The organism is Bacillus sp. TSO22 (genome assembly GCF_020223595.1).
GTDB classification, from domain to species: Bacteria; Bacillota; Bacilli; order Bacillales; family Bacillaceae; genus Bacillus; species Bacillus inaquosorum.
The window spans coordinates 745,271-771,857 of record NZ_JAHAWO010000001.1; the positions used below are offsets into that span (position 1 = coordinate 745,271).

Below are 26,587 nucleotides of genomic sequence, written 5' to 3' on the forward strand. Positions count from 1 at the left end.
TTTAGGCTTTGTATTGACCGTAATATAAAGGAGCTTAAGTTTCAACTTTTACGGCTTAGAGACCCAATCTTTCACATATTGGAATGTGCGTCCGTACTCCTTTAACTTCGCCCGAATCTCCCATGCTTTTCCGACTAAGATAACACCTTTTGCCATACGGTGCACTTTCACGAAGAAGCCCCCTTTTCTCTAGTATGATAAAATGTATGGGGCATCATATAGAGACAGAACGGGAGATGGAGAAATGAAACCATTAGAAGAAAAAACAATTGCCAAAGAACAAATTTTTTCAGGTAAAGTCATTGATCTTTATGTAGAGGACGTCGAATTGCCAAACGGCAAAGCGAGTAAACGTGAAATTGTGAAACACCCTGGAGCTGTAGCGATATTAGCTGTCACGGATGAAGGGAAAATCGTCATGGTGAAACAATTCCGTAAGCCGCTTGAACGGACGATCGTTGAAATTCCGGCCGGCAAGCTTGAAAAAGGAGAGGAGCCGGAGTATACGGCACTTCGGGAGCTTGAAGAGGAGACGGGTTATACAGCGAAAAAACTGACAAAAATCACTGCGTTTTATACTTCGCCTGGCTTTGCTGATGAAATCGTTCACGTGTTTCTTGCTGAAGAGCTTTCTGCACTCGAAGAAAAACGGGAGCTTGATGAGGACGAGTTTGTTGAAGTGATGGAGGTGACGCTTGAAGAGGCGCTGAAGCTGGTTGAATCGCGTGAAGTATATGATGCTAAAACAGCCTATGCGATTCAGTATCTTCAACTGAAAGAAGCGCTCCAAGCACAAAAATGAAAAAGATTTACGCGGACTTGCACATTCATATCGGCCGGACCTTTACGGGAAGGGCTGTCAAAATAACAGGCGCCAAAACACTGACGCTGGACCGAATTTTGGTTGAAGCCAGTGAACATAAAGGGATTGAACTTCTTGGTATTATCGACTGTCATTCTCCGGAAGTCATCCTGGAGCTTGAGGAAGGCATTTCATCCGGAAAATATCGCGAGCTTGACGGCGGTGGAATTCGCTACCGCAGCACGACTCTTTTGATGGGGAGCGAGCTGGAGATCTATGATGAAGCCTGCAGCGGGCCAATCCATGTGCTCGTCTTTTTGCCGACGCTGGCTGATATGAAACAATTTTCAAACTGGCTGTCAGCGCGGCTGAAAAATATTCATTTAAGCTCGCAGCGGATATATGAAACGGGCTTGAACCTGCAAAAAAAAGTGAAGGAAATGGGCGGGCTGTTTATCCCCGCCCATATCTTTACACCGCATAAAAGCTTATATGGAAAAGGGGTTAAATCAAGCTTAACCGAGGTTTTTGATCCCTCTATGATAGATGCGGTGGAGCTTGGGTTAAGCTGTGATACAGACATGGCTTCCCACGTATCTGAATTGAATCAGTATCCTTTTTTAACAAATTCTGATGCGCATTCGTTAGGGAAAATCGGCAGAGAATATAATGAACTATATGTACAGTCAGCTGATTTTACTGAATTTGCTCTTGCATTAAGAGGACAGGGTGACAGAACAATTGCCGCAAATTACGGCTTGGACCCGTTACTGGGGAAATATTATCAGACGGCTTGTGAAGCGTGCGGAGAACCTGCGGTGAGCGGGGAAACGGCGTGCGCGAATTGCGGAAATTCCAGATTTACCAAGGGAGTCAGCGAAAGATTGCGTGAATTGAGTGATCAGGCTGAAGTTCGCGTCTCGCGTCCGCGATATGTTCATCAGATTCCGCTGCAATTTGTTCCGGGTGTCGGTCCGAAAACGCTGGACAAACTAAAAAAAGCCTTCGGAACAGAAATGGCTGTTCTTCATGAGGCTGCAGAAGAAGATTTGGCTCGCGTTGTCCCGCCGAAAACCGCGGCGCTTATTGTAAAAGCGAGATCCGGAAAGCTGGAATTGAAAGCCGGGGGAGGAGGAACTTACGGAAAAATTAAACCGTGAGTTAAAAATTAACTCAGTTCCTCCTGTACTTTTCTTTTTGTCCGGATAAAGGTGATCAGCTGGATGATTTCGTCTTCACTCAGCGGCTTGCCATCAACAGAAATGTGAAAGTCAATACTGCTCCACGTGGTCAATTCAATGGTCTGAGGGGCAGTCTGCTTTTGTTTCTCGCGGCCCAAAAGTTCATCACACGTTGTGTCAAAGAGGTCAGCCAGCATGGCAAGTGCCTCAAGCGAAGGCCGGCGGTAGCCTGACTCGTAGCCGGCATATGTGCTTTTTGCGATACCCAGAAGGTCAGCTGTATATTGAAGCGACCAATTTTTCTTTTTTCTCAATTCAGTTAAACGATCTAGATTCATGAACTTCCGCTCCTTTTTCACCTTGAGCTGATTATATCATATAGGTATTAGGAAGTGTACGCGAATTGAATAATAATGTCTTGCGTATTTTATTTTCCGTGTCTATAATTGCATTAAAAGTATGCGAAAAGCGAATACCTTCTCGCAACCCATCTTTAGATACAGTGAAGAGGTGCATGGTATGAAAAAATTATTGATGTTGACAACTGGGGGAACGATTGCTTCAGTTGAAGGGGAAAATGGGCTGGCTCCCGGAGTCAAGGCTGATGAATTATTAAGTTACGTATCAAAACTTGATAACGATTACACGATGGAAACTCAGTCGCTTATGAATATAGACAGCACCAATATGCAGCCTGAATACTGGGTGGAAATAGCAGATGCCGTTAAGGAAAATTATGATGCCTATGACGGATTTGTTATTACTCACGGTACAGATACAATGGCCTACACATCTGCCGCATTATCGTATATGCTGCAGCATGCCAAAAAACCGATTGTCATCACTGGCTCGCAGATCCCGATCACGTTCCAAAAAACGGACGCCAAAAAAAATATCACAGACGCCATTCGCTTTGCCTGTGAAGGCGTGGGCGGCGTTTATGTTGTGTTTGACGGCAGAGTCATTCAAGGAACGCGTGCGATCAAATTAAGAACGAAAAGCTACGACGCATTTGAAAGCATCAATTACCCATATATCGCTTTTATCAATGAAGACGGGATCGAATACAACAAACAAGTAACGGAACCTGAGAATGACACTTTCACAGTTGATACTTCACTATGCACAGATGTATGTCTGCTGAAGCTGCATCCGGGCTTAAAGCCTGAAATGTTTGATGCTCTGAAAAGCATATACAAAGGAGTTGTCATTGAGAGTTATGGCAGCGGAGGCGTGCCGTTTGAAGGCAGAGACATTTTGTCAAAAGTGAATGAGCTGATTGAAAGCGGCATCGTCGTCGTGATCACGACTCAATGTCTGGAAGAAGGGGAAGACATGAGCATTTACGAGGTCGGCCGCAGAGTCAACCAAGACTTAATTATCCGATCCAGAAATATGAACACAGAAGCAATCGTGCCAAAATTGATGTGGGCACTCGGCCAGTCTTCGGATCTTCCTGTCGTCAAGAGAATTATGGAAACGCCGATTGCTGATGACGTTGTCCTGTAAAATGTCAGAAACGATAACCAACAAAGAGAAAGTAGGTTAAAGATTATGTTAAACGGCCAAAAAGAATACCGCGTGGAAAAAGACTTCCTTGGGGAAAAACAAATTGAAGCGGATGTTTATTACGGAATCCAGACGCTCCGTGCTTCTGAAAACTTCCCGATTACGGGATACAAGATCCATGAAGAAATGATTAACGCGCTGGCGATTGTAAAAAAAGCTGCGGCTCTTGCCAACATGGACGTGAAACGGCTGTATGAAGGAATTGGCCAAGCTATCGTACAAGCCGCTGACGAGATTCTGGAAGGCAAATGGCACGATCAGTTTATCGTTGATCCGATTCAGGGCGGTGCCGGAACTTCTATGAACATGAATGCGAATGAGGTTATCGGAAACCGGGCGCTTGAAATCATGGGGCATAAAAAGGGAGACTATATCCATTTAAGCCCAAACACACATGTGAATATGTCACAGTCGACAAACGATGTGTTCCCGACTGCGATTCATATTTCCACATTGAATCTCTTGGAAAAACTGCTGAAAACAATGGAAGACATGCATAGTGTGTTCAAACAAAAAGCACAGGAGTTTGATTCTGTTATAAAAATGGGACGGACACACCTGCAAGACGCTGTTCCGATTCGTCTTGGCCAGGAATTCGAAGCGTACAGCCGTGTTCTGGAGCGTGATATTAAACGGATCAAGCAATCGCGCCAGCACCTTTATGAAGTCAACATGGGCGCAACTGCTGTCGGTACAGGCCTGAACGCAGATCCTGAATATATCAAACAGGTTGTGAAGCACCTTGCTGATATCAGCGGGCTTCCTCTTGTCGGCGCTGATCACCTTGTTGATGCTACACAAAATACGGATGCCTATACAGAGGTATCAGCAGCATTAAAAGTCTGCATGATGAACATGTCGAAGATCGCAAACGACCTTCGCTTAATGGCATCAGGCCCGCGCGCCGGACTTGCGGAAATTACTCTGCCAGCACGTCAGCCGGGATCATCCATTATGCCGGGCAAAGTCAATCCGGTGATGGCGGAGCTGATCAACCAAATTGCGTTCCAGGTCATTGGAAATGACAATACTATCTGCCTTGCTTCTGAAGCCGGCCAGCTTGAATTGAACGTCATGGAGCCAGTGCTTGTCTTTAATTTGCTTCAATCCATCAGTATCATGAACAACGGCTTCCGTTCGTTCACTGACTATTGCTTAAAAGGCATCGAGGCCAACGAAAAACGCTTGAAGCAATACGTGGAAAAAAGCGCAGGAGTGATCACTGCAGTCAATCCGCATCTTGGATATGAAGCGGCTGCCCGAATCGCAAGGGAAGCGATTATGACAGGCCAATCAGTCCGTGATCTTTGCCTGCAGCATGATGTGCTGACAGAAGAAGAATTGGATATTATTTTAAATCCATATGAGATGACAAAACCAGGGATTGCAGGGAAAGAACTATTAGAAAAATAAAATTTGAACAAAATACAGCTTATTCATCTCCGGATAGTCGGATGAATAAGCTGTTTACAACATAGGGATGAGGAAGTATAGTATACGTGTTGTACTATTTATTGAAAGCGTTTTAGCTTTTTACATGAAGGGGGACTTCTTTTGAAGGATGTAAGACTGCCAACACTATTCGAAATTATTATTGTACTAGGATCATTTTTAGCACTTGTCATGTCGTTTACAGTCTTTTTAGACTTGCCGATACAGCTTGCGCTCTTCATTTCCTGGTTTATTGCAATGATTCTCGGTATCAGGCTCGGTTATTCTTATAAAGATATGCAAAATGCAATTCTGCATGGAATATCAAACGGCCTTGAAGCCGTTCTGATTCTCGTTTCAGTGGGGGCGCTCATTGGAACATGGATTGCCGGAGGCGTTGTGCCGACACTGATTTATTACGGATTAGAATTTATTCACCCTAGTATCTTTTTACTGGCCACGTTAATTATTTGTTCAATTATGTCTGTAGCTACAGGAACGTCTTGGGGAACAGTCGGAACTGCCGGCATCGCCATGATCGCAATTGGAGAAGGATTGGGAATTCCGCTTCCTCTTGTGGCGGGAGCTATCCTTTCAGGCGCTTATTTCGGGGACAAGCTGTCTCCTCTCTCTGACAGTACAGTTCTGGCTTCCTCACTATCAAAAGTCGATGTATTGGACCACGTGAGAGCAATGCTTTATTTATCAATACCTGCATATGTGATTACAGCTATTCTCTTTACAGTTGTTGGATTTATGTACGGCGGTAAAAATATTGATCTTGACAAAGTGGAATTCTTGAAATCATCTTTGCAAAATACGTTTGACATTCATATTTGGATGCTGATCCCGGCTGTCGTCGTTATTGTCTTATTGGCGATGAAAAAGCCGTCTATGCCGGTTATCGTAATCGGTGCTTTGCTTGGCGCAATCTGGGCAGCTGTTTTCCAAGGCATGAATATTGCCGATGCGATTGCTACAGCGTACAACGGATTTTCTATTAAAACAGATGTTGAATTTTTGAACGGCCTGTTAAACCGCGGCGGAATTGTCGGAATGCTCAGTTCCCTTGTCGTGATTATCTTTGGCCTTGGTTTTGGCGGACTGCTTGAGAAACTCGGCGTGCTAAAAGTCATTGTCTCTATGTTTGAAAAGAAATTAACATCACCGGGCAATGTCACTTTGTCTACGCTGATTGTAGCGTTTTTAGCGAACATCTTCGGCTGTGCGATGTATGTATCCCTTATTTTGACTCCGAAGATTATGGAAGACAGCTATGATCGATTACATCTGGACAGAAGAGTGTTGTCGCGTAATGCAGAGGTCGGGGGAACATTGACTTCAGGTATGGTTCCTTGGTCTGATAACGGTATTTACATGGCTGGTATTTTAGGTGTTTCTACCTTCTCTTATCTGCCGTTTATGTGGCTCAGTTTTGTTGCAATAGGTCTTGCAATTATCTATGGTTATACAGGAAAATTTATATGGTATACGAAAAACAATACAGTTAAAGCCGAAAAACTAGGCTAATAGGGGAGGATCACTGAATGATAGCGAAACACATGATTCGGACACTGATGATCGAAACGCCTTCGGTTCCCGGAAATCTTGGAAGGGTGGCTACGGCAATCGGCCTTCTGGGCGGGGATATTGGTGAAGTGGAGACGGTAAAAGTCGGACCCAATTACACAATGCGGAATATTACCGTTCAAGTGGAGAATGAAGAACAGCTTCAGGAAGTGATCGCGGCTGTACAGGCCCTGGGAGAAGGGATCAGGCTTCACACCGTATCTGATGAAGTCCTGTCCGCACATGAAGGCGGAAAAATCCAAATGAAAAGCAAAATGCCGATCCGCTCATTGGCAGAGCTCGGGCGTGTCTATACACCAGGTGTTGCAGACGTGTGCCGTCTGATTGAAAAAGAACCTGAAAAAGCTTCTATTTATACAACGATCAGCAACTCTGTTGCGATTGTGACAGATGGAACGGCAATTCTCGGTCTTGGGAATATCGGCTCTGTCGCAGGCATGCCTGTCATGGAAGGAAAGGCTGCTTTATTTGATCAGCTGGCGGGTATTAGCGGCATTCCGATATTGCTTGATACGAGTGACCCTGAAGAAATCATCAAAACGGTAAAGCATATTTCTCCAGGTTTTAACGGCATCCTGCTTGAGGATATCGGCTCGCCGCATTGCTTCGAAATCGAGGACCGCCTAAAAGAGGAGCTGAACATCCCTGTTATGCACGATGATCAGCATGGTACAGCTGTTGTGACGCTGGCAGCTGCCATCTCGGCATGTAGGAGTGCGGGTGTTGACCTGAAAGAAGCGAAAGTGGGGCAAATCGGTCTGGGCGCAGCAGGCGTTGCCATCTGCCGGATGTTTATGGCCTATGGCGTGAAAGCTGTTTACGGCACAGACAAATCAGAGGCAGCAATGGACCGTCTCGAACAATACGGCGGACAGGCAGTTTCCAGCATCGAGGAGCTCATGGAAGTATGTGACATTGTCGTTGCAACAACGGGAGTTCCAGGGTTAATAAAACCAGCATTTGTACGCTCTGGCCAGGTGATTTTGGCTTTATCAAATCCGAAGCCGGAAATTGAACCGGAGGCCGCGCTGCAGGCTGGCGCCGCATATGCAGCGGACGGACGTTCTGTTAATAATGTGCTTGGCTTCCCGGGTATTTTCAGAGGAGCGCTCAACGCAAAAAGCAAGGAGATCAATCATGATATGCTTGTCGCAGCAGCAGAGGCCATCGCAGCCTGCACAAAACAAGGCGATGTAGTCCCTCAGCCGCTTGATTCAAAAGTCCATCATGAGGTAGCAGCTGCGGTCGAGCACGCAGCTCTTACAGCAGTTAAATAAATGAAGTCAAACAGCACCTGGCATAACAGGTGCTGTTTTTTTCTCATCATGTGTTCATTTTTGCTATAATTGCTGTGAAAATAAATAAGGGAGTGATCAGCATGGCAAAAAGCCGAGCGAAAAAGAAGCGGGAGCATCTGTTGAGAAATGGCGGACGTGATGTTTTATTATCAAGAGGAGGCGCACCATCGTTCAGCACGCATGAAAGAATGACAAAAAGCAAAAAAGAGATTTTGAATAAGAAAAAGCATAGGAATCCTTATGATCATACAGCATTTGATGATAAGGATTTTTTTGTGCCCACAAAAGCCGCCTAGCATCCTTCTCTATCGTTTCTTTTTGAAAAAGAGCATGTTTTTCCGTTTCTTTCATACAATCTATTAAATCAAATCACTAGAACGGACGGGAGGAAACGGTATGCGAAAAATCTCTTATAAAGACATGTTTCTCAGACATGTCAAAGATCATCTCTCTCTTTATATATTTGTCTCAGTGCTGTTTTTCATGGGTGTCATTTTTGGCGCAATTATTGTCAACAGCATGACCATCAGCCAGAAGGAAGATTTATATTACTATTTAAGCCAATTTTTTGGACAGCTTTCGGATGGAAAACAGGCAAGTTCATCTGATATGTTTGGGCAAAGTATCTTTCATAATGTAAAGTATTTAGGGCTGATGTGGATATTGGGGATTTCCGTCATTGGGATGCCGATTATTTTTATCATGATCTTTCTAAAAGGAATCGTCGTCGGTTTTACTGTCGGATTTCTCGTCAATCAGATGGGAATCAGCGGTTTTTTCTTATCCTTTGTCTCCGTTTTGCCGCAAAATGTACTGCTTATTCCGGCTTATCTCATTATGGGCACGTGTGCGATTGCGTTTTCTTTAAAGTTAATCAGGCAGCTGTTCGTTAAACGAAGCCTGCATGACGCGCCGATTCAGTGGTTCGGACGGTATGCCTTTGTGCTTCTGGTCATTCTGTTTTTAGCGCTGATCTCATCCCTCTTTGAAGCATATTTATCTCCTGTATTAATGGAAAAGCTTACATTGAGACTTTTTTAAAATAATTATTAAGAAAAAATCGTTTTATTTATCAGTTTATAATAATTATAGTTGGAACTCTGCGCGTATTTTGTTATAATGAGTCATGGAATGCGGCGTAGGAGGGAAAGACATGGAAAACCGTATTGATCGAATTAAGAAACAGTTGCACTCATCCAGCTACAAACTTACGCCTCAGCGTGAAGCGACAGTAAGAGTGCTGCTTGAAAATGAAGAAGACCATTTAAGCGCAGAAGATGTATACCTCCTCGTAAAAGAGAAATCTCCTGAGATCGGTCTCGCAACAGTATACCGTACGCTTGAATTATTAACTGAATTAAAAGTCGTTGATAAAATTAACTTTGGAGACGGCGTGTCCCGTTACGATCTTCGTAAAGAGGGTGCAGCTCACTTTCATCACCACTTGGTGTGCATGGAGTGCGGAGCCGTTGATGAAATTGAAGAAGATTTACTAGAAGACGTGGAAGAAATCATTGAACGTGATTGGAAATTTAAGATTAAAGATCATAGATTGACGTTTCACGGCATTTGCCACCGCTGTAACGGAAAAGATGCTGAATAGACGGTGCCGAGCGCGAACCTTTTCTCCTGGGGAAAGGGTTTTTTGCTGTTTCCATGTATAAAACCTTTCTGATTTGGCATATGGTTAAATAACTGGAACCATAGGGAAAGGATCGATTAGGACATGGGAAGATTCCTAAAAACAACTCTCGATGCATTGAAGGTTTTCATCCTGTTTACCGGTTTTACCGCTCTGTTCTATTATGCTATGATATGGGTAAATCAAGAATATGAAAACTATCATCGGTACGATAAACCGGAAGGCTCCGCTGTAAAAGTTGTTGAAATGGATCAGGATGAAAAAGGCGGATGGTTCGACCGGTTGATCTTTTTTTACCAAAACGGGGAGTAGATCAAGAGTGAAAGATCAAATAAAGGATTTCATCCACTACGTCATGGTAGAGAGAGGGCTTTCCCAAAACACGGTGGTATCCTATGAACGTGACTTGAAAAGCTATTCTCTTTATTTAACAGAAACCCTTCATGTTACGGATTGGAATCATGTAACCCGTATACATATTATTCAATATTTAAAGCACTTGAAGGACTCGGGGAAATCCGGCAAGACTTCAGCACGGCATTTGGCATCCATTCGCTCTTTTCACCAATTTCTGCTCAGGGAAAAGGTGACGGACAAGGATCCTTCCGTTCATATCGAAACACAAAAGACCGAGCGGGCGCTTCCGAAGGTGCTCGCGCTCAATGAGGTCGAGCGATTATTAGACACGCCTAAGCTGACGAGCCCTTTCGGCTATCGGGATAAAGCGATGCTGGAGCTGCTTTATGCGACAGGCATACGAGTCAGTGAAATGATTGAATTGAAAACGGCAGATGTTCATTTATCTATGGGTTTTGTCCGCTGCTTCGGGAAAGGAAGAAAAGAACGGATTGTGCCAATCGGTGAAGCCGCCGCTTCCGCCATTGAGGAATATATGACAAAAGCCAGGGGGAAACTGCTGAAGAACAATGTGTCTGACGCTCTCTTTTTAAATCATCACGGCAAACAAATTAGCCGCCAGGGATTTTGGAAAAACCTGAAGAAAATCGCGCTGGAAGCTGGGATTAAAAAAGAGCTGACCCCGCATACGCTCAGGCATTCCTTTGCGACGCACCTGCTTGAGAACGGGGCTGATTTAAGAGCGGTGCAAGAAATGCTCGGACATGCGGATATATCCACGACGCAAATTTATACGCATGTGACGAAAACAAGGCTGAAGGATGTGTACAAGCAGTTTCATCCGCGCGCCTAGCCGCAGGTGGCTGCGGCTTTTTTGTTTAGAACGACAGAAAATACTGAAGTTTTTCATTATTTTCGAATGCATTGTCAACGGGAATGAAAACGGTTTATACTTGAGTTGTCAGACCTCTTAGCGATACAATAGACGTATAGAAAAAAAGGAGGCTTTCAAGATGCCTGCATACAAATATAATCGTGTGTTTTTAATTGTAATGGATTCAGTCGGAATCGGCGAAGCGCCGGATGCCGCTGACTTTAATGACGAAGGCGCAAATACGCTCGGGCATATTGCCGAGCATATGAATGGATTACATATGCCGAATATGGCAAAACTCGGCCTTGGTCTCATTGGAGATATCAAAGGTGTAGAAAAAACGGAACATCCGCTTGCGTATTATGGAAAAATGCAAGAAGCGTCAAACGGCAAAGATACGATGACCGGCCATTGGGAGATCATGGGCTTGTACATTGATAAACCGTTTAAAGTGTTCCCTGAAGGCTTTCCAGATGAACTGCTTCAGGAGCTGGAAAAGAGATCTGGTCGCAAAATTATCGGAAACAAGCCGGCCTCCGGCACAGCGATTTTGGATGAACTTGGGCAAGAGCACATGGAGACAGGGGCTTTAATTGTATACACATCTGCTGACTCTGTTCTGCAAATTGCCGCTCACGAAGAGGTTGTTCCGCTTGAAGAGCTGTACCGCATCTGTGAAACGGCGAGAGAGCTGACGCTTGATCCGAAGTATATGGTAGGCCGCATTATCGCACGGCCGTTCGTCGGAGAACCGGGACAATTCAAACGGACGCCAAACCGTCATGACTATGCGCTTAAGCCGTTTGACCGCACTGTCATGAATGAATTGAAAGACAGCGGCTTAGATGTGATCTCAATCGGAAAAATCTCTGATATTTATGACGGAGAAGGCATTACTTCTTCACGGAGAACGGTTTCCAATATGGACGGAATGGACAAGGTGATTGATACGCTGGGAGAAGACTTTACAGGTCTGAGCTTTGCGAACCTTGTTGATTTTGATGCTTTATTCGGACACCGACGTGACCCGGAAGGATACGGACGCGCGCTTGAAGAATTTGATGCGAGGCTTCCGGAAGTGTTTGAGAAAATGAAAGAAGACGATCTGTTAATCATTACAGCCGACCACGGCAATGATCCGATTCACCATGGAACCGATCATACACGCGAGTACGTGCCGATTCTCGCTTACAGCAAAAAACATAAGAAAGCGCAAATGCTGCCGCTTGCAGATACATTTGCTGATATCGGCGCAACGATCGCTGATAATTTCCAAACGACTAAACCGAAATACGGGAAAAGCTTTTTATCTTTATTACAATAGGGGGACTGTTTCTTGAAAGACAGAATCGAACGCGCAGCCGCTTTTATTAAGCAAAACCTGCCGGAATCTCCAAAGATCGGCCTTATTTTAGGCTCAGGTCTTGGCATTTTGGCGGACGAAATTGAAAATCCGGTCAAGCTGAAATATGAGGACATACCTGAATTCCCGGTATCCACTGTTGAAGGACATGCCGGACAGCTTGTGCTTGGGACTCTTGAAGGAGTTTCCGTCATTGCGATGCAAGGCCGTTTTCATTTTTATGAAGGCTATTCAATGGAGAAAGTCACTTTCCCTGTACGCGTGATGAAAGCGCTCGGTGTGGAAGCGTTGATCGTAACTAATGCTGCTGGCGGCGTCAACACTGAATTCCGTGCGGGAGACTTAATGATCATTACCGATCATATTAACTTTATGGGAACGAACCCGCTGATCGGGCCAAACGAAGCCGATTTCGGCGCCAGATTTCCAGATATGTCGTCAGCCTATGACAAAGACCTGTCCGGACTGGCTGAAAAGATTGCGAAAGACCTTAACATTCCAATTCAAAAAGGCGTGTATACCGCTGTGACAGGACCTTCTTACGAAACACCGGCAGAAGTCCGTTTCTTAAGAACAATGGGCTCTGACGCTGTCGGTATGTCTACTGTTCCGGAAGTCATTGTAGCGAATCATGCGGGAATGCGTGTCCTTGGCATTTCCTGCATCTCTAATGCGGCAGCCGGAATTTTGGATCAGCCTTTAAGCCACGATGAAGTAATGGAAGTGACGGAAAAAGTAAAAGCTGGATTCTTGCAGCTTGTGAAAGCGGTCGTCGCTCAGTACGAATAAAAATTGAATCAGAGCAAAATCAAAAGAGAGCTGTGTCCCATGGACGCAGCTCTCTTTTTTTATGCCAAAAAATATACGAAACATTTTCCATCAGTGGGGTATAAAACCATCCCGCTTGGAAAAAATAAAAAGGATTATGAAATGGAGGGCTTTTGAGATGAAACGTCTTTTATCCACTTTGTTGATTGGTATAATGCTGCTTACATTTGCACCGTCTGCATTTGCAAAACAAGACGGAAAACGTACATCGGAGCTTGCTCATGAAGCGAAGTCTGCGGTGCTGATAGAACGTGACACAGGAAAAGTGCTATACAACAAGAACAGCAATGAGAGACTGGCGCCTGCAAGCATGACGAAAATTATGACGATGCTTTTGATTATGGAAGCTTTAGATGAAGGCAAAATCAAAATGAGTGATAAGGTCCGTACGAGCGAGCATGCGGCTTCAATGGGCGGCTCACAGATTTTCCTTGAACCCGGTGAGGAAATGACTGTTGAAGAAATGCTGAAAGGCATCGCAATCGCTTCAGGGAATGACGCTTCCGTAGCAATGGCTGAATTCATTTCCGGCTCTGAAGAAGAATTTGTTAGGAAAATGAATAAAAAAGCAAAAGAGCTTGGCTTGAAAAACACATCCTTCAAAAACCCGACAGGACTGACCGAGGAAGGGCATTACAGCTCTGCTTATGACATGGCAATCATGGCTAAGGAATTATTGAAATACGAATCAATCACGAAGTTTACCGGTACGTATGAGGATTATCTGCGCGAAAATACAGATAAAAAGTTTTGGCTTGTCAATACGAATCGGCTTATCAAATTTTATCCTGGCGTAGACGGTGTAAAAACAGGCTATACAGGAGAGGCCAAATATTGTCTGACAGCTTCAGCTAAAAAAGGAAACATGCGGGCCATTGCGGTTGTGTTCGGAGCGAGCACACCTAAAGATAGAAACGCGCAAGTGACAAAGATGCTTGATTTCGCTTTTAGTCAATATGAAACGCATCCTTTATATAAACGAAATGAAACAGTAGCAAAAGTAAAGGTCAAAAAAGGAAAACAAAAATTTGTCGAACTCACTACATCTGAGCCGATTTCAATATTGACGAAAAAAGGCGAGGATATGAAAAATGTGAAAAAAGAAATCAAAATGAATGACAATGTAACTGCTCCGATTCAAAAAGGCCAAGAGCTTGGCACTCTCGTTCTGAAAAAGGATGGAGAAGTGCTTGCTGAAAGTCCTGTTGCTGCTAAAGAAGATATGAAGAAAGCCGGGTTCATAACATTCTTGAAGCGGACGATGGGAGACTGGACAAAATTTAAGTAATTATGCCGAATGACCACTAGTTTTGTCACGGTGAAGGAATTCATTCCGTCGAAATCGAAACACTCATTATCCGATCATATCAAGGAGGAATGAGCATGAGCCTTGGAATTGACATGCATGTCAAAGAATCTGTGCTTTGTATTCGATTAACAGGCGAACTCGATCACCATACGGCTGAAACCCTGAAACAAAAAGTGACTCAATCATTGGAGAAGGATGATATTCGCCATATCGTGCTGAACCTGGAGGACCTTTCCTTTATGGACAGCTCGGGGCTTGGCGTTATTTTAGGAAGATACAAGCAAATTAAGCAAATTGGCGGGGAAATGGTCGTTTGCGCTATCTCTCCTGCGGTGAAACGGCTGTTTGATATGTCGGGTCTGTTTAAAATTATCCGATTTGAACAATCCGAGCAGCAGGCGCTGCTGACGCTGGGGGTGGCATCATGAAAAATGAAATGCATCTCGAGTTCTCTGCCCTCAGCCAGAATGAATCATTCGCCCGTGTGACAGTTGCTTCATTTATTGCCCAGCTAGACCCGACAATGGACGAACTGACCGAAATCAAAACAGTCGTGTCAGAGGCTGTGACGAATGCCATTATCCATGGATATGAAGAGAACTGTGACGGGAAAGTTTACATTTCAGTGACGCTGGAAGATCATGTCGTATATTTGACCATTCGTGATGAAGGCATGGGCATTACAGATCTTGAAGAAGCCCGCCAGCCTTTATTTACGACGAAGCCTGAGCTTGAGCGCTCTGGAATGGGCTTTACCATTATGGAAAATTTCATGGATGATGTCAGTATCGATTCATCGCCTGAGATGGGAACGACGATTCGCTTAACAAAGCACTTATCAAAAAGCAAAGCGCTTTGTAATTAAGGAGATTTGTTATGGATGTGGAGGTTAAGAAGAACGGCAAAAACGCTCAGCTGAAGGATCATGAAGTAAAGGAATTAATCAAGCAAAGCCAAAATGGCGACCAGCAGGCAAGAGACCTCCTCATAGAAAAAAACATGCGTCTTGTTTGGTCAGTCGTACAGCGGTTTTTAAACAGAGGCTATGAGCCTGACGATCTCTTCCAGATCGGCTGCATCGGGCTGTTAAAATCTGTTGACAAATTTGATTTAACCTATGATGTGCGGTTTTCAACGTATGCAGTGCCGATGATTATTGGTGAAATCCAGCGTTTTATCCGTGATGACGGAACCGTAAAGGTGTCAAGGTCATTGAAAGAACTTGGAAACAAAATCAGGCGCGCGAAGGATGAACTTTCAAAAACATTGGGCAGAGTGCCGACAGTGCAGGAGATCGCCGATCATTTGGAGATTGAAGCAGAAGATGTCGTACTCGCTCAAGAGGCAGTAAGGGCTCCGTCTTCGATTCACGAAACCGTTTATGAGAATGACGGAGATCCGATTACCCTGCTTGATCAAATCGCTGACAACTCTGAAGAAAAGTGGTTTGAAAAGATTGCGCTGAAAGAAGCGATCAGCGATTTGGAGGAAAGGGAAAAACTAATCGTCTATCTCAGATATTATAAAGACCAGACGCAGTCCGAGGTTGCTGAGCGGCTCGGGATCTCTCAAGTTCAGGTTTCCAGGCTTGAAAAGAAAATATTAAAACAGATCAAGGTTCAAATGGATCATACGGATAGCTAGTCTGCGATGCTGGCTGGCTTTTTTGTGTCAAAAGCGTGGTAATTTATGGTCTTTTCAAGCGGATGAATGAGAACAAAATCGAACCACATACTACATATATAACCACCGAAAGATGGTGATCAAAGATGGAACGACGTATATTTATCCGACTTCGCCACAGGGTGCTGGCACATCCGGGGGATATCATCACGGTTGGAGATGCCACGCAAATTGAAGGACAGCTTCAGCTGAAAAAGAAACTTTCGGCTATGCCGCTCTATCAGGTGAGCGAAAAAGATAAAAATATCGTAATTCTGGATATCATACAAGTCCTCAAAGCCATTCATTTACAAGATCCGACACTTGATGTTCAAACGGTAGGCGGAGCAGAAACCATTGTTGAAATTCAGTACCGGAAACGGCAAATATCAACGGTTCTGTTTATTGGTGTCTGGCTGCTTTTGTTTATCGGATCGTGTCTTGCCATCATGAACTTTCATGAGGATGTAAGCATGAGAGATGTTCATATTGCACTTTATGAAATCATAACTGGAGAGAGGAATGACTATCCATATTTGCTGCAAATCCCATACAGCATCGGTTTGGGACTTGGGATGATCGTGTTTTTCAACCACATATTTAAAAAGCGCCTTAATGAAGAGCCCAGCCCGCTGGAGGTTGAGATGTTTAACTATCAGCTTGATCTCGACCAATATGTGGCTATGCATGAGAATCAAGAAACAATAAAGGACCTGCATGATCGCTAGTGTATTGTTCATTATTTTTGTCGGGCTCGGCGGAGGCATCACGGTGGGGGCTGGCTTCGTTGCTTTTTTAACCGTAATGGGGATCATTCCGCGGCTGATGCAGCTCACCAAAACGATGAGATTCGTTCAGGCTTATGAAGCGGCTGTTATTCTTGGCGCTGTTTGCGGGGGATGGGAGACGCTTCATATGAACCATCTTTTTTTAACAAAATGGATTGCCGTACCGGTCGGGCTGCTGGCAGGTGTGTTTGTCGGGATGCTTGCGGCTGCCCTTACAGAGGTTTTAAATGTCTTGCCGATTTTGGCAAAACGAATCGGGCTCAGAAGTAAAATCATTATTCTGTTAATGGCCATCGTGATTGGGAAAATCGCGGGATCTTTATTTCACTGGCTATATTTTATTGATCATTCATAAGGAGGTTTCAAGATGACAAACATAAAAGAAAACTACAAATCAAAAGTAAAAACGTATCAGCCTAAGCCGCCTTACGTCTGGAACTGTGTAAAAGCCTTTCTGGTAGGCGGTCTGATCTGTATGATCGGGCAAGGTCTGCAGAATTTTTATATCCATTTTTTTGATTTTAATGAAAAAACAGCGGGAAATCCAACGGCGGCCACGCTGATATTATTATCAGCCCTGCTTACCGGGTTCGGCATCTATGACAGAATCGGGCAGTTTGCAGGCGCCGGTTCAGCCGTACCGGTCACAGGTTTTGCCAACAGCATGGCAAGCGCGGCTCTTGAATATAAAAGCGAAGGGTTTGTGCTCGGAGTAGCGACAAACATGTTTAAACTGGCGGGAAATGTCATCGTTTTTGGTGTTGTGGCTGCTTACATCGTCGGAATGATTCGGTTTGCTTTTGAGAAACTGATGTCGTAGGAGGAGAAGAAAATGAAATTAACAGGAAAGCAAACCTGGGTATTTGAAAATCCCTTATTTGTCAACTCAGCGGGAACAGCAGCTGGGCCAAAGGAAAAAGACGGACCGCTCGGCTCCTTATATGATAAAACCTATGACGAAATGCACTGTAATCAAAAAAGCTGGGAAATGGCTGAACGCCAGCTGATGGAAGACGCTGTAAACGCAGCGCTTCAAAAAAGTAATCTAAAAAAAGATGATATTGATCTATTGCTGGCAGGCGACTTGCTGAATCAAAACGTGACGGCCAATTATGTGGCAAGGCACTTGAAAATTCCGTTTCTTTGTATGTTTGGCGCTTGTTCAACATCAATGGAAACGGTGGCTGTCGCATCAGCCTTAGTTGACGGCGGGTTTGCCAAGAGGGCTCTCGCTGCCACCAGCAGTCATAATGCCACAGCGGAAAGACAGTTTCGCTATCCGACGGAATACGGCGGCCAAAAACCGGACACTGCAACGTCTACTGTAACCGGAAGCGGAGCTGTTGTCATCAGTCAGACACCGGGTGATATCCAAATCACAAGCGCGACTGTCGGAAAGGTTTCTGACTTAGGAATTACAGATCCGTTTGATATGGGATCGGCCATGGCTCCGGCTGCAGCTGATACGATTAAACAGCACTTTAAAGACCTCAACCGGACAGCGGATGACTATGATCTGATCCTGACAGGTGACCTATCCGGCGTCGGATCTCCCATCGTAAAAGACATCTTAAAAGAAGATGGCTATCCGGTCGGCACAAAGCATGATGATTGCGGGCTTCTGGTTTATACGCCGGATCAGCAGGTCTTTGCCGGAGGGAGCGGCTGCGCATGTTCAGCGGTCGTTACCTACTCTCACATTTTTAAGCAGCTGAGAGAAGGAAAATTAAACCGTGTATTTGTCGTGGCGACCGGGGCGTTGTTAAGCCCGACAATGGTCCAGCAAAAAGAAACCATCCCGACCATCGCCCACGGGGTTGTATTTGAGCGTGCAGGAGGTGCATCTTAACATGGACTACCTTTTGGCTTTTGTATGCGGCGGGGCTATTTGTATTGTTGGCCAGCTGCTGTTAGACGTATTTAAATTGACGCCAGCCCACGTCATGACGTCCTTTGTCGTTATAGGAGCGATTTTAGATGGTTTCGGCATTTACGATAAATTTATTGAATTTGCCGGAGGGGGCGCCACTGTTCCGATCGTCAGCTTTGGCCACAGTCTTCTGCATGGTGCCATGCATCAGGCGCATATACACGGATTTATCGGGATCGGCATGGGGATTTTTGAGCTGACATCTGCCGGTATCTCAGCCGCCATTCTCTTCGCCTTTCTCGTAGCTGTTATTTTCAAACCGAAAGGATAATGTCAACATGACGACAAAGCGAAAGGTCATACTGGTAACAGACGGGGACGTGTATGCCGCTAAAACAATTGAATACGCCGCAAGACAAGTGGGGGGGCGATGTATTTCACAATCAAAAGGGAACCCCTCCATCCGCAGCGGCGCGGAGCTTGTCAGGCTAATCACCTCAGCGCAGTATGATCCCGTATTTGTCATGTTTGACGACTCAGGCCTGCAAGGAGAGGGTCCGGGAGAAGCCGCTCTTACCTATGTCGCCACCCATCCGTCAATTGAAGTGCTCGGTGTGATTGCGGTCGCGTCAAAAACCCATCAGGCTGAATGGACCAGAGTTGACGTAAGCATTGACCGCAATGGAGAAATAACAGAATACGGCGTCGATAAAGGCGGAGAAAGGGAGTTTGATGAACATAGAATAAGCGGAGACACAGTCTATTGCCTTGATAAACTTGATCTTCCGCTTATTGTCGGCATCGGGGATATCGGCAAAATGGGCAGAAAAGACGATATCTCAAAAGGATCGCCCATCACCATGAAAGCGGTCGAGTTTATTTTAGAAAGGAGCGGGTATCATGCCGGGTCACAAGGAAGAGAAAATCCGGGTTTATCGGAATCCAGCCAAAAATGAAGCGTATTTTAAAAATCGGGTCGGAATGGGAACCAGCTATGATGTAGGGGTTCGCAAGCTCAACATTTTAGACAAGGAAATACAGCTTTACTATCTAAATGGACTATCTGATACCGCCTATATCATTCATTTAATGAGAGAGCTTGTTGCCATTAACAATCGGAAAGAGGACGCTGATAACCTGGTCGATATCGTCGAAAACAGGCTGCTTAACGCCCAGGTTGAAAAAGTAAAAACGCTGGATGAAACGACTGACCAAGTGCTATCGGGGCTAGTTGCAGTCATTGTTGAAGACGCCGGCTTCGCATTTATTATTGATGTAAGAAGCTATCCTGGTAGAAATCCGGAAGAACCTGATACAGAAAAGGTCGTCAGGGGGGCCAGAGACGGATTTGTTGAAAATATCGTCGTCAATACGGCCCTTCTCAGACGCCGGATCAGAGACGAACGTCTTCGCATCAAGATGACAAAGGTCGGTGAGCGATCAAAAACGGATCTGAGCATTTGTTATATAGAAGATATTGCAGATCCTGATCTAGTTGACATCGTCGAAAAAGAAGTTGCTGCCATTGATGTCGACGGATTAACAATGGCCGACAAAACAGTAGAGGAATTCATCATTAAACAAGGCTACAACCCGTATCCGCTCGTCCGCTATACAGAAAGGCCGGATGTGGCGGCTAATCATGTACTTGAAGGCCATGTCATCATTATGGTTGATACATCGCCGAGTGTAATTATCACCCCGACGACTTTGTTCCATCATGTCCAGCATGCTGAAGAATACAGGCAGGCGCCTGCAGTCGGTACTTTTTTAAGGTGGGTCAGATTTTTCGGTATTATTGCATCCACTATATTTCTCCCGATCTGGTTTCTCTTTGTGCTGCAGCCGGACCTGCTGCCCGAGAATATGAAATTTATCGGTTTAAATAAGAATACGCATATCCCGATCATCCTGCAGATATTCTTAGCTGACTTAGGAATCGAGTTTCTCAGAATGGCTGCCATTCATACCCCGACCGCTTTATCGACAGCCATGGGTATCATTGCCGCTGTGCTGATTGGACAAATTGCCATTGAAGTCGGCCTGTTTTCACCAGAGGTGATTCTATACGTCTCACTTGCGGCAATTGGAACCTTTGCGACGCCTAGTTATGAATTAAGCTTGGCGAACAAAATGGGCCGTCTTACTCTCATGATACTCGTTGCCATATTTCACATAAAAGGGCTAGTAATCGGATTTACAGTGCTAATTATTGCCATGGCCAGCATCAAATCTCTCCAGACACCGTACTTATGGCCGCTGATTCCCTTTAACGGCAAGGCGCTGTGGCAGGTACTGATCCGCACTGCAAAACCTGGCGCAAAAGTAAGACCTAGTATCGTTCACCCAAGAAATCGCTTAAGACAACCTACCAATTCATAATCGCATTGAAACTGACTGTAGAGTATGATAATGTATGTCTTAATTATGAAGGGACAGTCGATAAAACTGTCCTCTTCACCCATAAGCGGAGAAAGAGGGAATGACATTGTTCTTACATGGCACAAGCAGACAAAATCAACATGGGCATTTAGAAATCGGAGGTGTGGACGCTCTCTATTTAGCAGAAAAATATGGCACACCTCTTTACGTATATGATGTGGCTTTAATACGTGAGCGTGCTAAAAGCTTTAAGCAGGCATTTATTACTGCAGGGCTGAAAGCACAGGTGGCATATGCGAGCAAAGCGTTCTCATCAGTTGCAATGATTCAGCTTGCTGAAGAAGAGGGACTTTCTTTAGATGTCGTGTCCGGGGGAGAGCTTTATACAGCTGTTGCCGCAGGCTTTCCGGCAGAACGCATCCACTTTCATGGGAATAACAAGAGCAGGGAAGAACTGCGAATGGCACTTGAGCATCACATCGGCTGCATTGTGGTGGATAATTTCTATGAAATTTCGCTTTTGGAAGACTTATGTAAAGAAACGGGACACTCCATCGATGTTCTTCTTCGGATCACACCCGGAGTAGAAGCGCACACGCATGACTATATTACAACAGGTCAAGAAGATTCAAAGTTTGGTTTCGACCTTCATAACGGGCAAACTGAACGGGCGATTGAGCAAGTATTACAATCAGAACACATTCAGCTGCTGGGTGTCCATTGCCATATTGGCTCACAAATTTTTGATACGGCCGGTTTTGTGTTAGCAGCGGAAAAAATCTTCAAAAAACTAGACGAGTGGAGAGATTCATACTCGTTTGTATCCAAGGTTTTGAATCTTGGAGGAGGTTTCGGCATCCGTTATACGGAGGAAGATGAACCGCTTCACGCTACTGAATACGTTGAAAAAATTATCGAAGCTGTGAAAGCAAATGCTGCCCGTTACGGTTTTGACATTCCGGAAATTTGGATCGAACCGGGCCGTTCTCTCGTGGGAGATGCAGGCACAACCCTTTATACGGTTGGCTCTCAAAAAGAAGTGCCGGGTGTCCGCCAGTATGTCGCGGTAGACGGAGGCATGAACGACAATATTCGTCCTGCACTCTACCAGGCTAAATATGAAGCTGCAACAGCCAACCGTATCGGAGAAGCGCATAATAAGACGGTATCGATTGCCGGAAAATGCTGTGAAAGCGGGGATATGCTAATTTGGGATATTGACCTGCCGGAAGTAAAAGAAGGCGATCTTCTTGCTGTTTTTTGTACAGGCGCATACGGATATAGCATGGCCAACAATTACAATCGAATCCCGAGACCTGCCGTTGTATTTGTAGAAAACGGCGAAGCTCATTTAGTCGTGAAAAGAGAAACTTACGAGGATATTGTCAAACTTGACCTGCCCTTTAAAACGAGTGTAAAGCAATAAAAAAGCGCCGATTTCTCGGCGCTTTTTTATTTGAATATAGAAACAATTGCATTCCAGATAGATACGAAGAAATCAATGACTTTCTGGATGAAGTTTTTGCCTTCATCTGATTCTATGAACTTCGTAATCTTATCTTTCGCTTTATCAAGCTGGTCACCGACCTGTCCCCAGTCGATGTCAACATTTTTCATTTTATTGAATAAGGATACAAGCTGATCCTTTTGGCTGTCTGTAAGTGTGACGTTTAAATCAGAAGCTGCGTCGTCCACTTGTTTTTCAATGTCAGCTTTATTGTCAGGCACACCGTTTTTAGCAAACTCTTCTTTGATTTTTGCAATCAGCGCAGCTGCATTTTCGTTACCGATTTTGTCCCCAAGCTCTGATGTCGTGACAAGCTCTTGGTTAGCTACTTGCTTCACATCCTCCGAGATCGCTTCATCAGAAGAAACTTCATACGCCTTAATCAATCCAGTTAAAGCTGCAGTCCCAGATACTTCAAATGGTGCTGTAACATACACCTTCGCATCTTTAACACCTGCTGTCATCAGGGCATTTAGGTACATTTCATCTGTAATGCCGCTGATATTATGCGTCTCAACATTCAGTCCAGAGCCTTTTTTGGCAATGGTTATTGACGATGAAGAAATGGCTCTTGATCCGATTTGAGCGCTCGGTATATATTTTCCTAAATATTCATGTTCTTCCTTATTGGTCACGGTTACCGTTGTGGCATTATCAGGGACATTCATCTCATCAAGCACTTTTTGTTTATCAGATTCTGATAAATCAGCACCCAGAGTTACAATGACATCTCCAACTGCGGCATCCGCGAGACTGACTTTCGGAATCATCAGCAGCAAAACGGCCGCTGCCAGCATTCCAATCCATATTTTTTTCAAAGCAGTTTGACCTCCTTCAATTTCACAAGCAGCTGGATAGAGCTGCTTTGCGAGGACCTGTGATCATGATGAAAATACAGTTCCGTTAGGTTAGACGGAGATAAAGAGATCAAGGTTTCATTTTTATTTTTTGTAAAGCCGGGAGATTCGTTTTCCCCCGAAAGGTGTGGTATAATAGCCGCGACAAGGAGAGACAGGCTATAACCTATCATACATAATCTCCTTTGAAAATTAAAATAAAGAAAGTAGGCATACAATTGAAAACAGGTTACTTTTTATTAGAAGACGGTAACAAAATTGAATTTGAACTTTACCCTGAAGCTGCACCGGGCACTGTCGCAAACTTTGAAAAGCTTGCGAACGAAGGCTTTTATGACGGTCTTACATTCCACCGAGTGATTCCAGGCTTCGTCAGCCAAGGCGGATGTCCTCACGGAACTGGCACAGGCGGCCCAGGATACACAATCAAATGTGAAACAGAAGGAAACCCGCATACACATGAAGCGGGTGCACTTTCTATGGCACACGCAGGAAAAGACACTGGCGGCAGCCAATTTTTCATCGTTCATGAGCCGCAGCCACATTTGAACGGTGTTCACACTGTATTCGGTAAAGTAACAAGCGGACTAGAATTCGCGAAAAACATGTCTAACGGCGACGTCATGAAAGAAGTTCGCGTAGAAGGCTAGTAGGCAGCAGAAGGCTTCCCCATCTCGGGGGAGCTTTTTTATTTGCAAAAAATGATCCAATAGAAAACCGCCTGAGTGCTGGAGGCGGTGAACAAAAAGACGTTTATCCGGTTAACGAGGAGTTTTGTATCGCTTAAAGCAGACAGAAATTACAATGTTTTGGTCACATGCTGATCGGAAAATTGACTGTTAATCATTTTGGACTGGCTTACAAAATTGTTCTCAATGACAATTCCAGTATTCAAGCCGCCGGAACCAAACACAGATTTGGACACAGTTAATGGTCTTATCGTAAAAGCGCCGCCTACGTTTACTACACTGTTCCCGGAAACATTGTTTATATTAATGGGATAATCAATCATTCACGGAGTCTCCTTTCAAATTCTCTATTTTTTATATGTATTATTGCTAGAGTCAATAAGCGTAAACTTATTGGTAAAAATACTTATGTTTTTTATGATGTCGCGAAAAGGGGGGGATTCTTCAATCATTGCATCTTTTTTAGCCAGTCACTCGAGTTAAGCAGCAAAATCGGCTTTTATTTCTGTGGATTTCATATATAAAATTAAGAAAACTTTAAAGTTGCATGGTTCATCAAAATGGTATTTTGTAGTAAAATAAATCAAAACAAACGTGATGTTGTGAAAGGGAGCTTGACGATATGAACAATAAAGGCTGTATAAAATGCGGAAGCACTGAAGCGGGTCAAAAAGAAATAGCCACAACCGGTACGGGATTATCGAAGTTGTTTGACGTTCAGAATAACCGTTTTCTCGTGGTTTACTGCAAGAATTGTGGATATTCGGAGTTTTATAATAAAGAATCTTCAACTGCCGGCAATATATTGGATTTATTTTTTGGAGGCTGATCCTTGTTTTCGAGCTTCAATGATATTTAAAATATCTTGAAAGCAAAACGGGATGCAGGCCGGATATGTCACCTGTAAAATGGGCTGCCGCAAACATTGCAGTAACCTTCATGATGTGAATCAATTTGTCAAGCACCATGGGACTGGGCGATCAATAGAATGCAGTAGATGAAAAGAGCTGCTCGTAACCTTTTATATATTATCTAAAGATTAGCATACGAGCTGTCTTTCTTCTAAGCCCATCTCTGCTGAAATTATGTGATTATTTCTTTCATACTTTTCGTATGCCCCTGTGTATTATACGATTGCTGGAGTCCAATTGCTCAAGCGACATTTGATGCAGAGCCGGCTGTGATCGACAAGAGGTGGAAGATGAGGATTAATAGACTGTAAAATCACTTCAATGGTCCTGATAGGATTTCTTTTCGATTCGTGATAACATAAATTGAAGACCGTTGTTTATTGGAGGAAATCAGTTGAAATCAGAAAATGTTTCAAAGAAAAAATCAATGTTAGAATGGGCAAAAGCAATTGTGATTGCTGTCGTTCTCGCTTTGCTCATTCGCAATTTTATTTTTGCGCCGTATGTCGTTGATGGTGACTCTATGTATCCTACACTTCATAACAGGGAAAGGGTCTTTGTCAATATGACAGTCAAATATATCGGCGAGTTTGATAGAGGAGACATCGTCGTTTTAAACGGGGATGATGTTCACTATGTCAAACGTATTATCGGCCTGCCTGGAGATACGGTTGAAATGAAAAACGATCAGCTCTATATTAATGGGAAAAAGGTGGATGAGCCTTATTTGGCAGCTAATAAAAAGAGAGCGAAGCAGGATGGCTATGACCGTTTGACCGATGATTTCGGCCCGGTTAAAGTGCCTGATGACAAGTATTTTGTGATGGGTGATAACCGCCGGAATTCAATGGACAGCCGAAACGGGCTTGGCCTCTTCACGAAAAAACAAATTGCGGGTACGTCAAAGTTTGTTTTCTTCCCGTTTAACGAAATGCGAAAAACGAATTAGGATTTAGCAGCTTCCTGAACAGGAGGCTGCTTTTTTATATCTTTTTTACGTTCATCCCCCAAAACCAGAACATAAATTCGTATATCTATAGAAAAGAAATTTTTGCAGAAATGTGAAACATATTCCCGTTATGCATCGTTATATTAATAATTTACGAGAATTTACGGTTTTTTATTCATGAAAAAAAGGAATAACTCATATGAATGAATAGATTCATATTGGCTGGAGGTTTAAAAATGGGAAGAATAAAAACCAAGATTACCATTCTGTTAGTGCTTTTGCTTTTACTTGCAGGCGGTTATATGTATATAAATGATCTTGAGCTGAAGGATGTTCCGACAGCAATTGGACAAACCTTGTCCTCGGAAGAAGAGGAATACACCATCGAGGAATATAAAGTGACGGAAATTGACGGTTCAGAGTATCATGGAGAAGCAGAAAACGGCACGAAAATCATCTTCAACGGAAAAAAATTAAATCAGGATTTGTCTGATATAAAAGAAGGCGACAAGATTAAAGCATACTTCAGCAAATCAAAGCGAATCGACGGATTAATCAAGGTTGCCAAAGTGAATGATTAACAAAAAAACACCTTTCGGATGGGACTGACCCCCGTTTTTGAGACAGGGGTCAAAACACCTTTTAAACAGCCAATTGCCGATAGTTTATCGGTGATTGGTTGTTTAGTTTGGTTTGAATACGAATATTGTTATAATAATGAATGTATT

34 protein-coding genes are annotated in these 26,587 nt (G+C 44.0%); 29 read left to right on the forward strand and 5 right to left on the reverse strand.

Translation table 11 applies throughout. From position 1 onward, the window contains the following. Positions 1-48: 48 nt before the first annotated feature. Positions 49-171, reverse strand: coding sequence for a Z-ring formation inhibitor MciZ (mciZ, locus tag KHQ79_RS04100; protein ID WP_003236763.1), 123 nt, complete (start codon positions 169-171; stop codon positions 49-51). Between the two features lie 73 nt (positions 172-244). Between mciZ and nudF the strand changes: the two genes are divergently transcribed. Both nudF and KHQ79_RS04110 read left to right on the forward strand, forming a co-directional pair. After that, positions 245-802 (forward strand): ADP-ribose pyrophosphatase, encoded by a 558-nt coding sequence (gene nudF, locus KHQ79_RS04105; RefSeq protein ID WP_003236762.1) that lies wholly within the window; start codon positions 245-247, stop codon positions 800-802. Next, positions 799-1,962, forward strand: a complete 1,164-nt coding sequence (locus KHQ79_RS04110) for a TIGR00375 family protein (RefSeq protein ID WP_225514250.1) — start codon at positions 799-801, stop codon at positions 1,960-1,962. Before nudF ends, KHQ79_RS04110 begins: the two co-directional genes overlap by 4 nt. A gap of 8 nt (positions 1,963-1,970) precedes the next feature. Here KHQ79_RS04110 and ansR read toward each other — a convergent pair whose 3' ends face one another. Continuing rightward, positions 1,971-2,321, reverse strand: coding sequence for an HTH-type transcriptional regulator AnsR (ansR, locus tag KHQ79_RS04115; RefSeq protein ID WP_225514251.1), 351 nt, complete (start codon positions 2,319-2,321; stop codon positions 1,971-1,973). A gap of 181 nt (positions 2,322-2,502) precedes the next feature. Between ansR and ansA the strand changes: the two genes are divergently transcribed. The 23 genes from ansA (at position 2,503) to lysA (ending at position 22,372) form a co-directional block, all read left to right on the forward strand. Next, a complete protein-coding gene (gene ansA / locus KHQ79_RS04120) occupies positions 2,503-3,492 on the forward strand; it encodes an asparaginase (protein WP_225514252.1) in 990 nt (329 codons plus the stop codon). A 45-nt stretch (positions 3,493-3,537) separates the two neighbouring features. After that, positions 3,538-4,965, forward strand: a complete 1,428-nt coding sequence (aspA, locus tag KHQ79_RS04125; protein ID WP_003236755.1) for an aspartate ammonia-lyase — start codon at positions 3,538-3,540, stop codon at positions 4,963-4,965. A 141-nt stretch (positions 4,966-5,106) separates the two neighbouring features. Beyond that, on the forward strand, positions 5,107-6,513 hold the full coding sequence (gene mleN, locus KHQ79_RS04130) for a malate-H+/Na+-lactate antiporter MleN (protein WP_225514253.1): 1,407 nt from the start codon (positions 5,107-5,109) through the stop codon (positions 6,511-6,513). A gap of 17 nt (positions 6,514-6,530) precedes the next feature. Continuing rightward, positions 6,531-7,850: an NAD-dependent malic enzyme gene (locus tag KHQ79_RS04135; protein ID WP_003236751.1), complete on the forward strand. Its 1,320-nt coding sequence runs from the start codon at positions 6,531-6,533 to the stop codon at positions 7,848-7,850. A 101-nt stretch (positions 7,851-7,951) separates the two neighbouring features. Then, positions 7,952-8,167 carry a hypothetical protein gene (locus KHQ79_RS04140; protein WP_003236749.1) on the forward strand — a complete coding sequence of 72 codons (216 nt, stop codon included), beginning with the start codon at positions 7,952-7,954 and terminating at the stop codon, positions 8,165-8,167. A 100-nt stretch (positions 8,168-8,267) separates the two neighbouring features. After that, a complete protein-coding gene (gene spoIIM, locus KHQ79_RS04145; RefSeq protein WP_019258808.1) occupies positions 8,268-8,912 on the forward strand; it encodes a stage II sporulation protein M in 645 nt (214 codons plus the stop codon). Between the two features lie 112 nt (positions 8,913-9,024). Then, a complete protein-coding gene (gene fur / locus KHQ79_RS04150; RefSeq protein WP_003236746.1) occupies positions 9,025-9,474 on the forward strand; it encodes a ferric iron uptake transcriptional regulator in 450 nt (149 codons plus the stop codon). Between the two features lie 123 nt (positions 9,475-9,597). Beyond that, entirely contained in the window at positions 9,598-9,825 is a 228-nt protein-coding gene (locus KHQ79_RS04155) for a YqzK family protein (protein ID WP_003236745.1), read from the forward strand. 7 nt (positions 9,826-9,832) lie between these two features. Beyond that, complete coding sequence (xerD, locus tag KHQ79_RS04160; protein WP_003236743.1) at positions 9,833-10,723, forward strand: site-specific tyrosine recombinase XerD; 891 nt, start codon at positions 9,833-9,835, stop codon at positions 10,721-10,723. A gap of 160 nt (positions 10,724-10,883) precedes the next feature. Further along, positions 10,884-12,068, forward strand: a complete 1,185-nt coding sequence (deoB, locus tag KHQ79_RS04165; RefSeq protein WP_019258807.1) for a phosphopentomutase — start codon at positions 10,884-10,886, stop codon at positions 12,066-12,068. A gap of 12 nt (positions 12,069-12,080) precedes the next feature. Beyond that, the gene (locus KHQ79_RS04170; protein WP_003236738.1) at positions 12,081-12,896 is read left to right on the forward strand and encodes a purine nucleoside phosphorylase I, inosine and guanosine-specific; all 816 of its coding nucleotides are present in this window, start codon (positions 12,081-12,083) and stop codon (positions 12,894-12,896) included. A 157-nt stretch (positions 12,897-13,053) separates the two neighbouring features. Then, positions 13,054-14,223, forward strand: coding sequence for a D-alanyl-D-alanine carboxypeptidase DacF (dacF, locus tag KHQ79_RS04175; protein WP_133487067.1), 1,170 nt, complete (start codon positions 13,054-13,056; stop codon positions 14,221-14,223). A 95-nt stretch (positions 14,224-14,318) separates the two neighbouring features. Beyond that, a complete protein-coding gene (spoIIAA, locus tag KHQ79_RS04180) occupies positions 14,319-14,672 on the forward strand; it encodes an anti-sigma F factor antagonist (protein ID WP_003223957.1) in 354 nt (117 codons plus the stop codon). After that, on the forward strand, positions 14,669-15,109 hold the full coding sequence (spoIIAB, locus tag KHQ79_RS04185) for an anti-sigma F factor (RefSeq protein WP_003236730.1): 441 nt from the start codon (positions 14,669-14,671) through the stop codon (positions 15,107-15,109). Before spoIIAA ends, spoIIAB begins: the two co-directional genes overlap by 4 nt. An 11-nt stretch (positions 15,110-15,120) precedes the next feature. Next, on the forward strand, positions 15,121-15,888 hold the full coding sequence (sigF, locus tag KHQ79_RS04190; protein ID WP_003236728.1) for an RNA polymerase sporulation sigma factor SigF: 768 nt from the start codon (positions 15,121-15,123) through the stop codon (positions 15,886-15,888). 125 nt (positions 15,889-16,013) lie between these two features. Then, the gene (spoVAA, locus tag KHQ79_RS04195; RefSeq protein WP_225514254.1) at positions 16,014-16,634 is read left to right on the forward strand and encodes a stage V sporulation protein SpoVAA; all 621 of its coding nucleotides are present in this window, start codon (positions 16,014-16,016) and stop codon (positions 16,632-16,634) included. Then, on the forward strand, positions 16,624-17,049 hold the full coding sequence (spoVAB, locus tag KHQ79_RS04200) for a stage V sporulation protein SpoVAB (protein WP_003236725.1): 426 nt from the start codon (positions 16,624-16,626) through the stop codon (positions 17,047-17,049). Before spoVAA ends, spoVAB begins: the two co-directional genes overlap by 11 nt. A 12-nt stretch (positions 17,050-17,061) precedes the next feature. Continuing rightward, complete coding sequence (spoVAC, locus tag KHQ79_RS04205; protein WP_003236723.1) at positions 17,062-17,514, forward strand: stage V sporulation protein AC; 453 nt, start codon at positions 17,062-17,064, stop codon at positions 17,512-17,514. A 12-nt stretch (positions 17,515-17,526) separates the two neighbouring features. Next, positions 17,527-18,543: a stage V sporulation protein AD gene (spoVAD, locus tag KHQ79_RS04210; RefSeq protein ID WP_003236720.1), complete on the forward strand. Its 1,017-nt coding sequence runs from the start codon at positions 17,527-17,529 to the stop codon at positions 18,541-18,543. A 1-nt stretch (position 18,544) separates the two neighbouring features. Beyond that, positions 18,545-18,895 carry a stage V sporulation protein AE gene (gene spoVAE / locus KHQ79_RS04215; RefSeq protein ID WP_003236718.1) on the forward strand — a complete coding sequence of 117 codons (351 nt, stop codon included), beginning with the start codon at positions 18,545-18,547 and terminating at the stop codon, positions 18,893-18,895. Between the two features lie 7 nt (positions 18,896-18,902). After that, positions 18,903-19,520 (forward strand): stage V sporulation protein SpoVABEA, encoded by a 618-nt coding sequence (gene spoVAEA, locus KHQ79_RS04220; protein ID WP_225514255.1) that lies wholly within the window; start codon positions 18,903-18,905, stop codon positions 19,518-19,520. Further along, positions 19,465-20,946: a spore germination protein SpoVAF gene (spoVAF, locus tag KHQ79_RS04225; RefSeq protein WP_032731866.1), complete on the forward strand. Its 1,482-nt coding sequence runs from the start codon at positions 19,465-19,467 to the stop codon at positions 20,944-20,946. Before spoVAEA ends, spoVAF begins: the two co-directional genes overlap by 56 nt. 106 nt (positions 20,947-21,052) lie before the next feature. Further along, positions 21,053-22,372 (forward strand): diaminopimelate decarboxylase, encoded by a 1,320-nt coding sequence (lysA, locus tag KHQ79_RS04230; protein ID WP_029316852.1) that lies wholly within the window; start codon positions 21,053-21,055, stop codon positions 22,370-22,372. Between the two features lie 26 nt (positions 22,373-22,398). Here lysA and KHQ79_RS04235 read toward each other — a convergent pair whose 3' ends face one another. Continuing rightward, on the reverse strand, positions 22,399-23,271 hold the full coding sequence (locus tag KHQ79_RS04235; protein WP_019258801.1) for a DUF1002 domain-containing protein: 873 nt from the start codon (positions 23,269-23,271) through the stop codon (positions 22,399-22,401). Positions 23,272-23,528: 257 nt separating this feature from the next. Between KHQ79_RS04235 and KHQ79_RS04240 the strand changes: the two genes are divergently transcribed. Further along, entirely contained in the window at positions 23,529-23,960 is a 432-nt protein-coding gene (locus KHQ79_RS04240; protein WP_003223931.1) for a peptidylprolyl isomerase, read from the forward strand. Positions 23,961-24,109: 149 nt separating this feature from the next. On the opposite strand, the gene KHQ79_RS04245 is transcribed toward KHQ79_RS04240, so the two are convergent. Continuing rightward, a complete protein-coding gene (locus KHQ79_RS04245) occupies positions 24,110-24,322 on the reverse strand; it encodes a spore germination protein (protein ID WP_003236705.1) in 213 nt (70 codons plus the stop codon). 299 nt (positions 24,323-24,621) lie between these two features. Here KHQ79_RS04245 and KHQ79_RS04250 point away from each other — a divergent pair, with 299 nt between their 5' ends. The 3 genes from KHQ79_RS04250 to KHQ79_RS04260 all read left to right on the forward strand — a co-directional run bounded on the left by KHQ79_RS04250 (position 24,622) and on the right by KHQ79_RS04260 (position 26,440). Beyond that, positions 24,622-24,828 (forward strand): zinc ribbon domain-containing protein, encoded by a 207-nt coding sequence (locus KHQ79_RS04250; RefSeq protein ID WP_003236703.1) that lies wholly within the window; start codon positions 24,622-24,624, stop codon positions 24,826-24,828. Between the two features lie 476 nt (positions 24,829-25,304). Then, a complete protein-coding gene (sipS, locus tag KHQ79_RS04255) occupies positions 25,305-25,859 on the forward strand; it encodes a signal peptidase I sipS (protein ID WP_019258796.1) in 555 nt (184 codons plus the stop codon). 236 nt (positions 25,860-26,095) lie between these two features. Then, the gene (locus KHQ79_RS04260) at positions 26,096-26,440 is read left to right on the forward strand and encodes a hypothetical protein (RefSeq protein ID WP_003236697.1); all 345 of its coding nucleotides are present in this window, start codon (positions 26,096-26,098) and stop codon (positions 26,438-26,440) included. 61 nt (positions 26,441-26,501) lie between these two features. Here KHQ79_RS04260 and KHQ79_RS04265 read toward each other — a convergent pair. Further along, positions 26,502-26,587 (reverse strand): IS3 family transposase (locus KHQ79_RS04265; protein ID WP_131121716.1); only part of this gene is annotated, 86 nt, incomplete at its 5' end.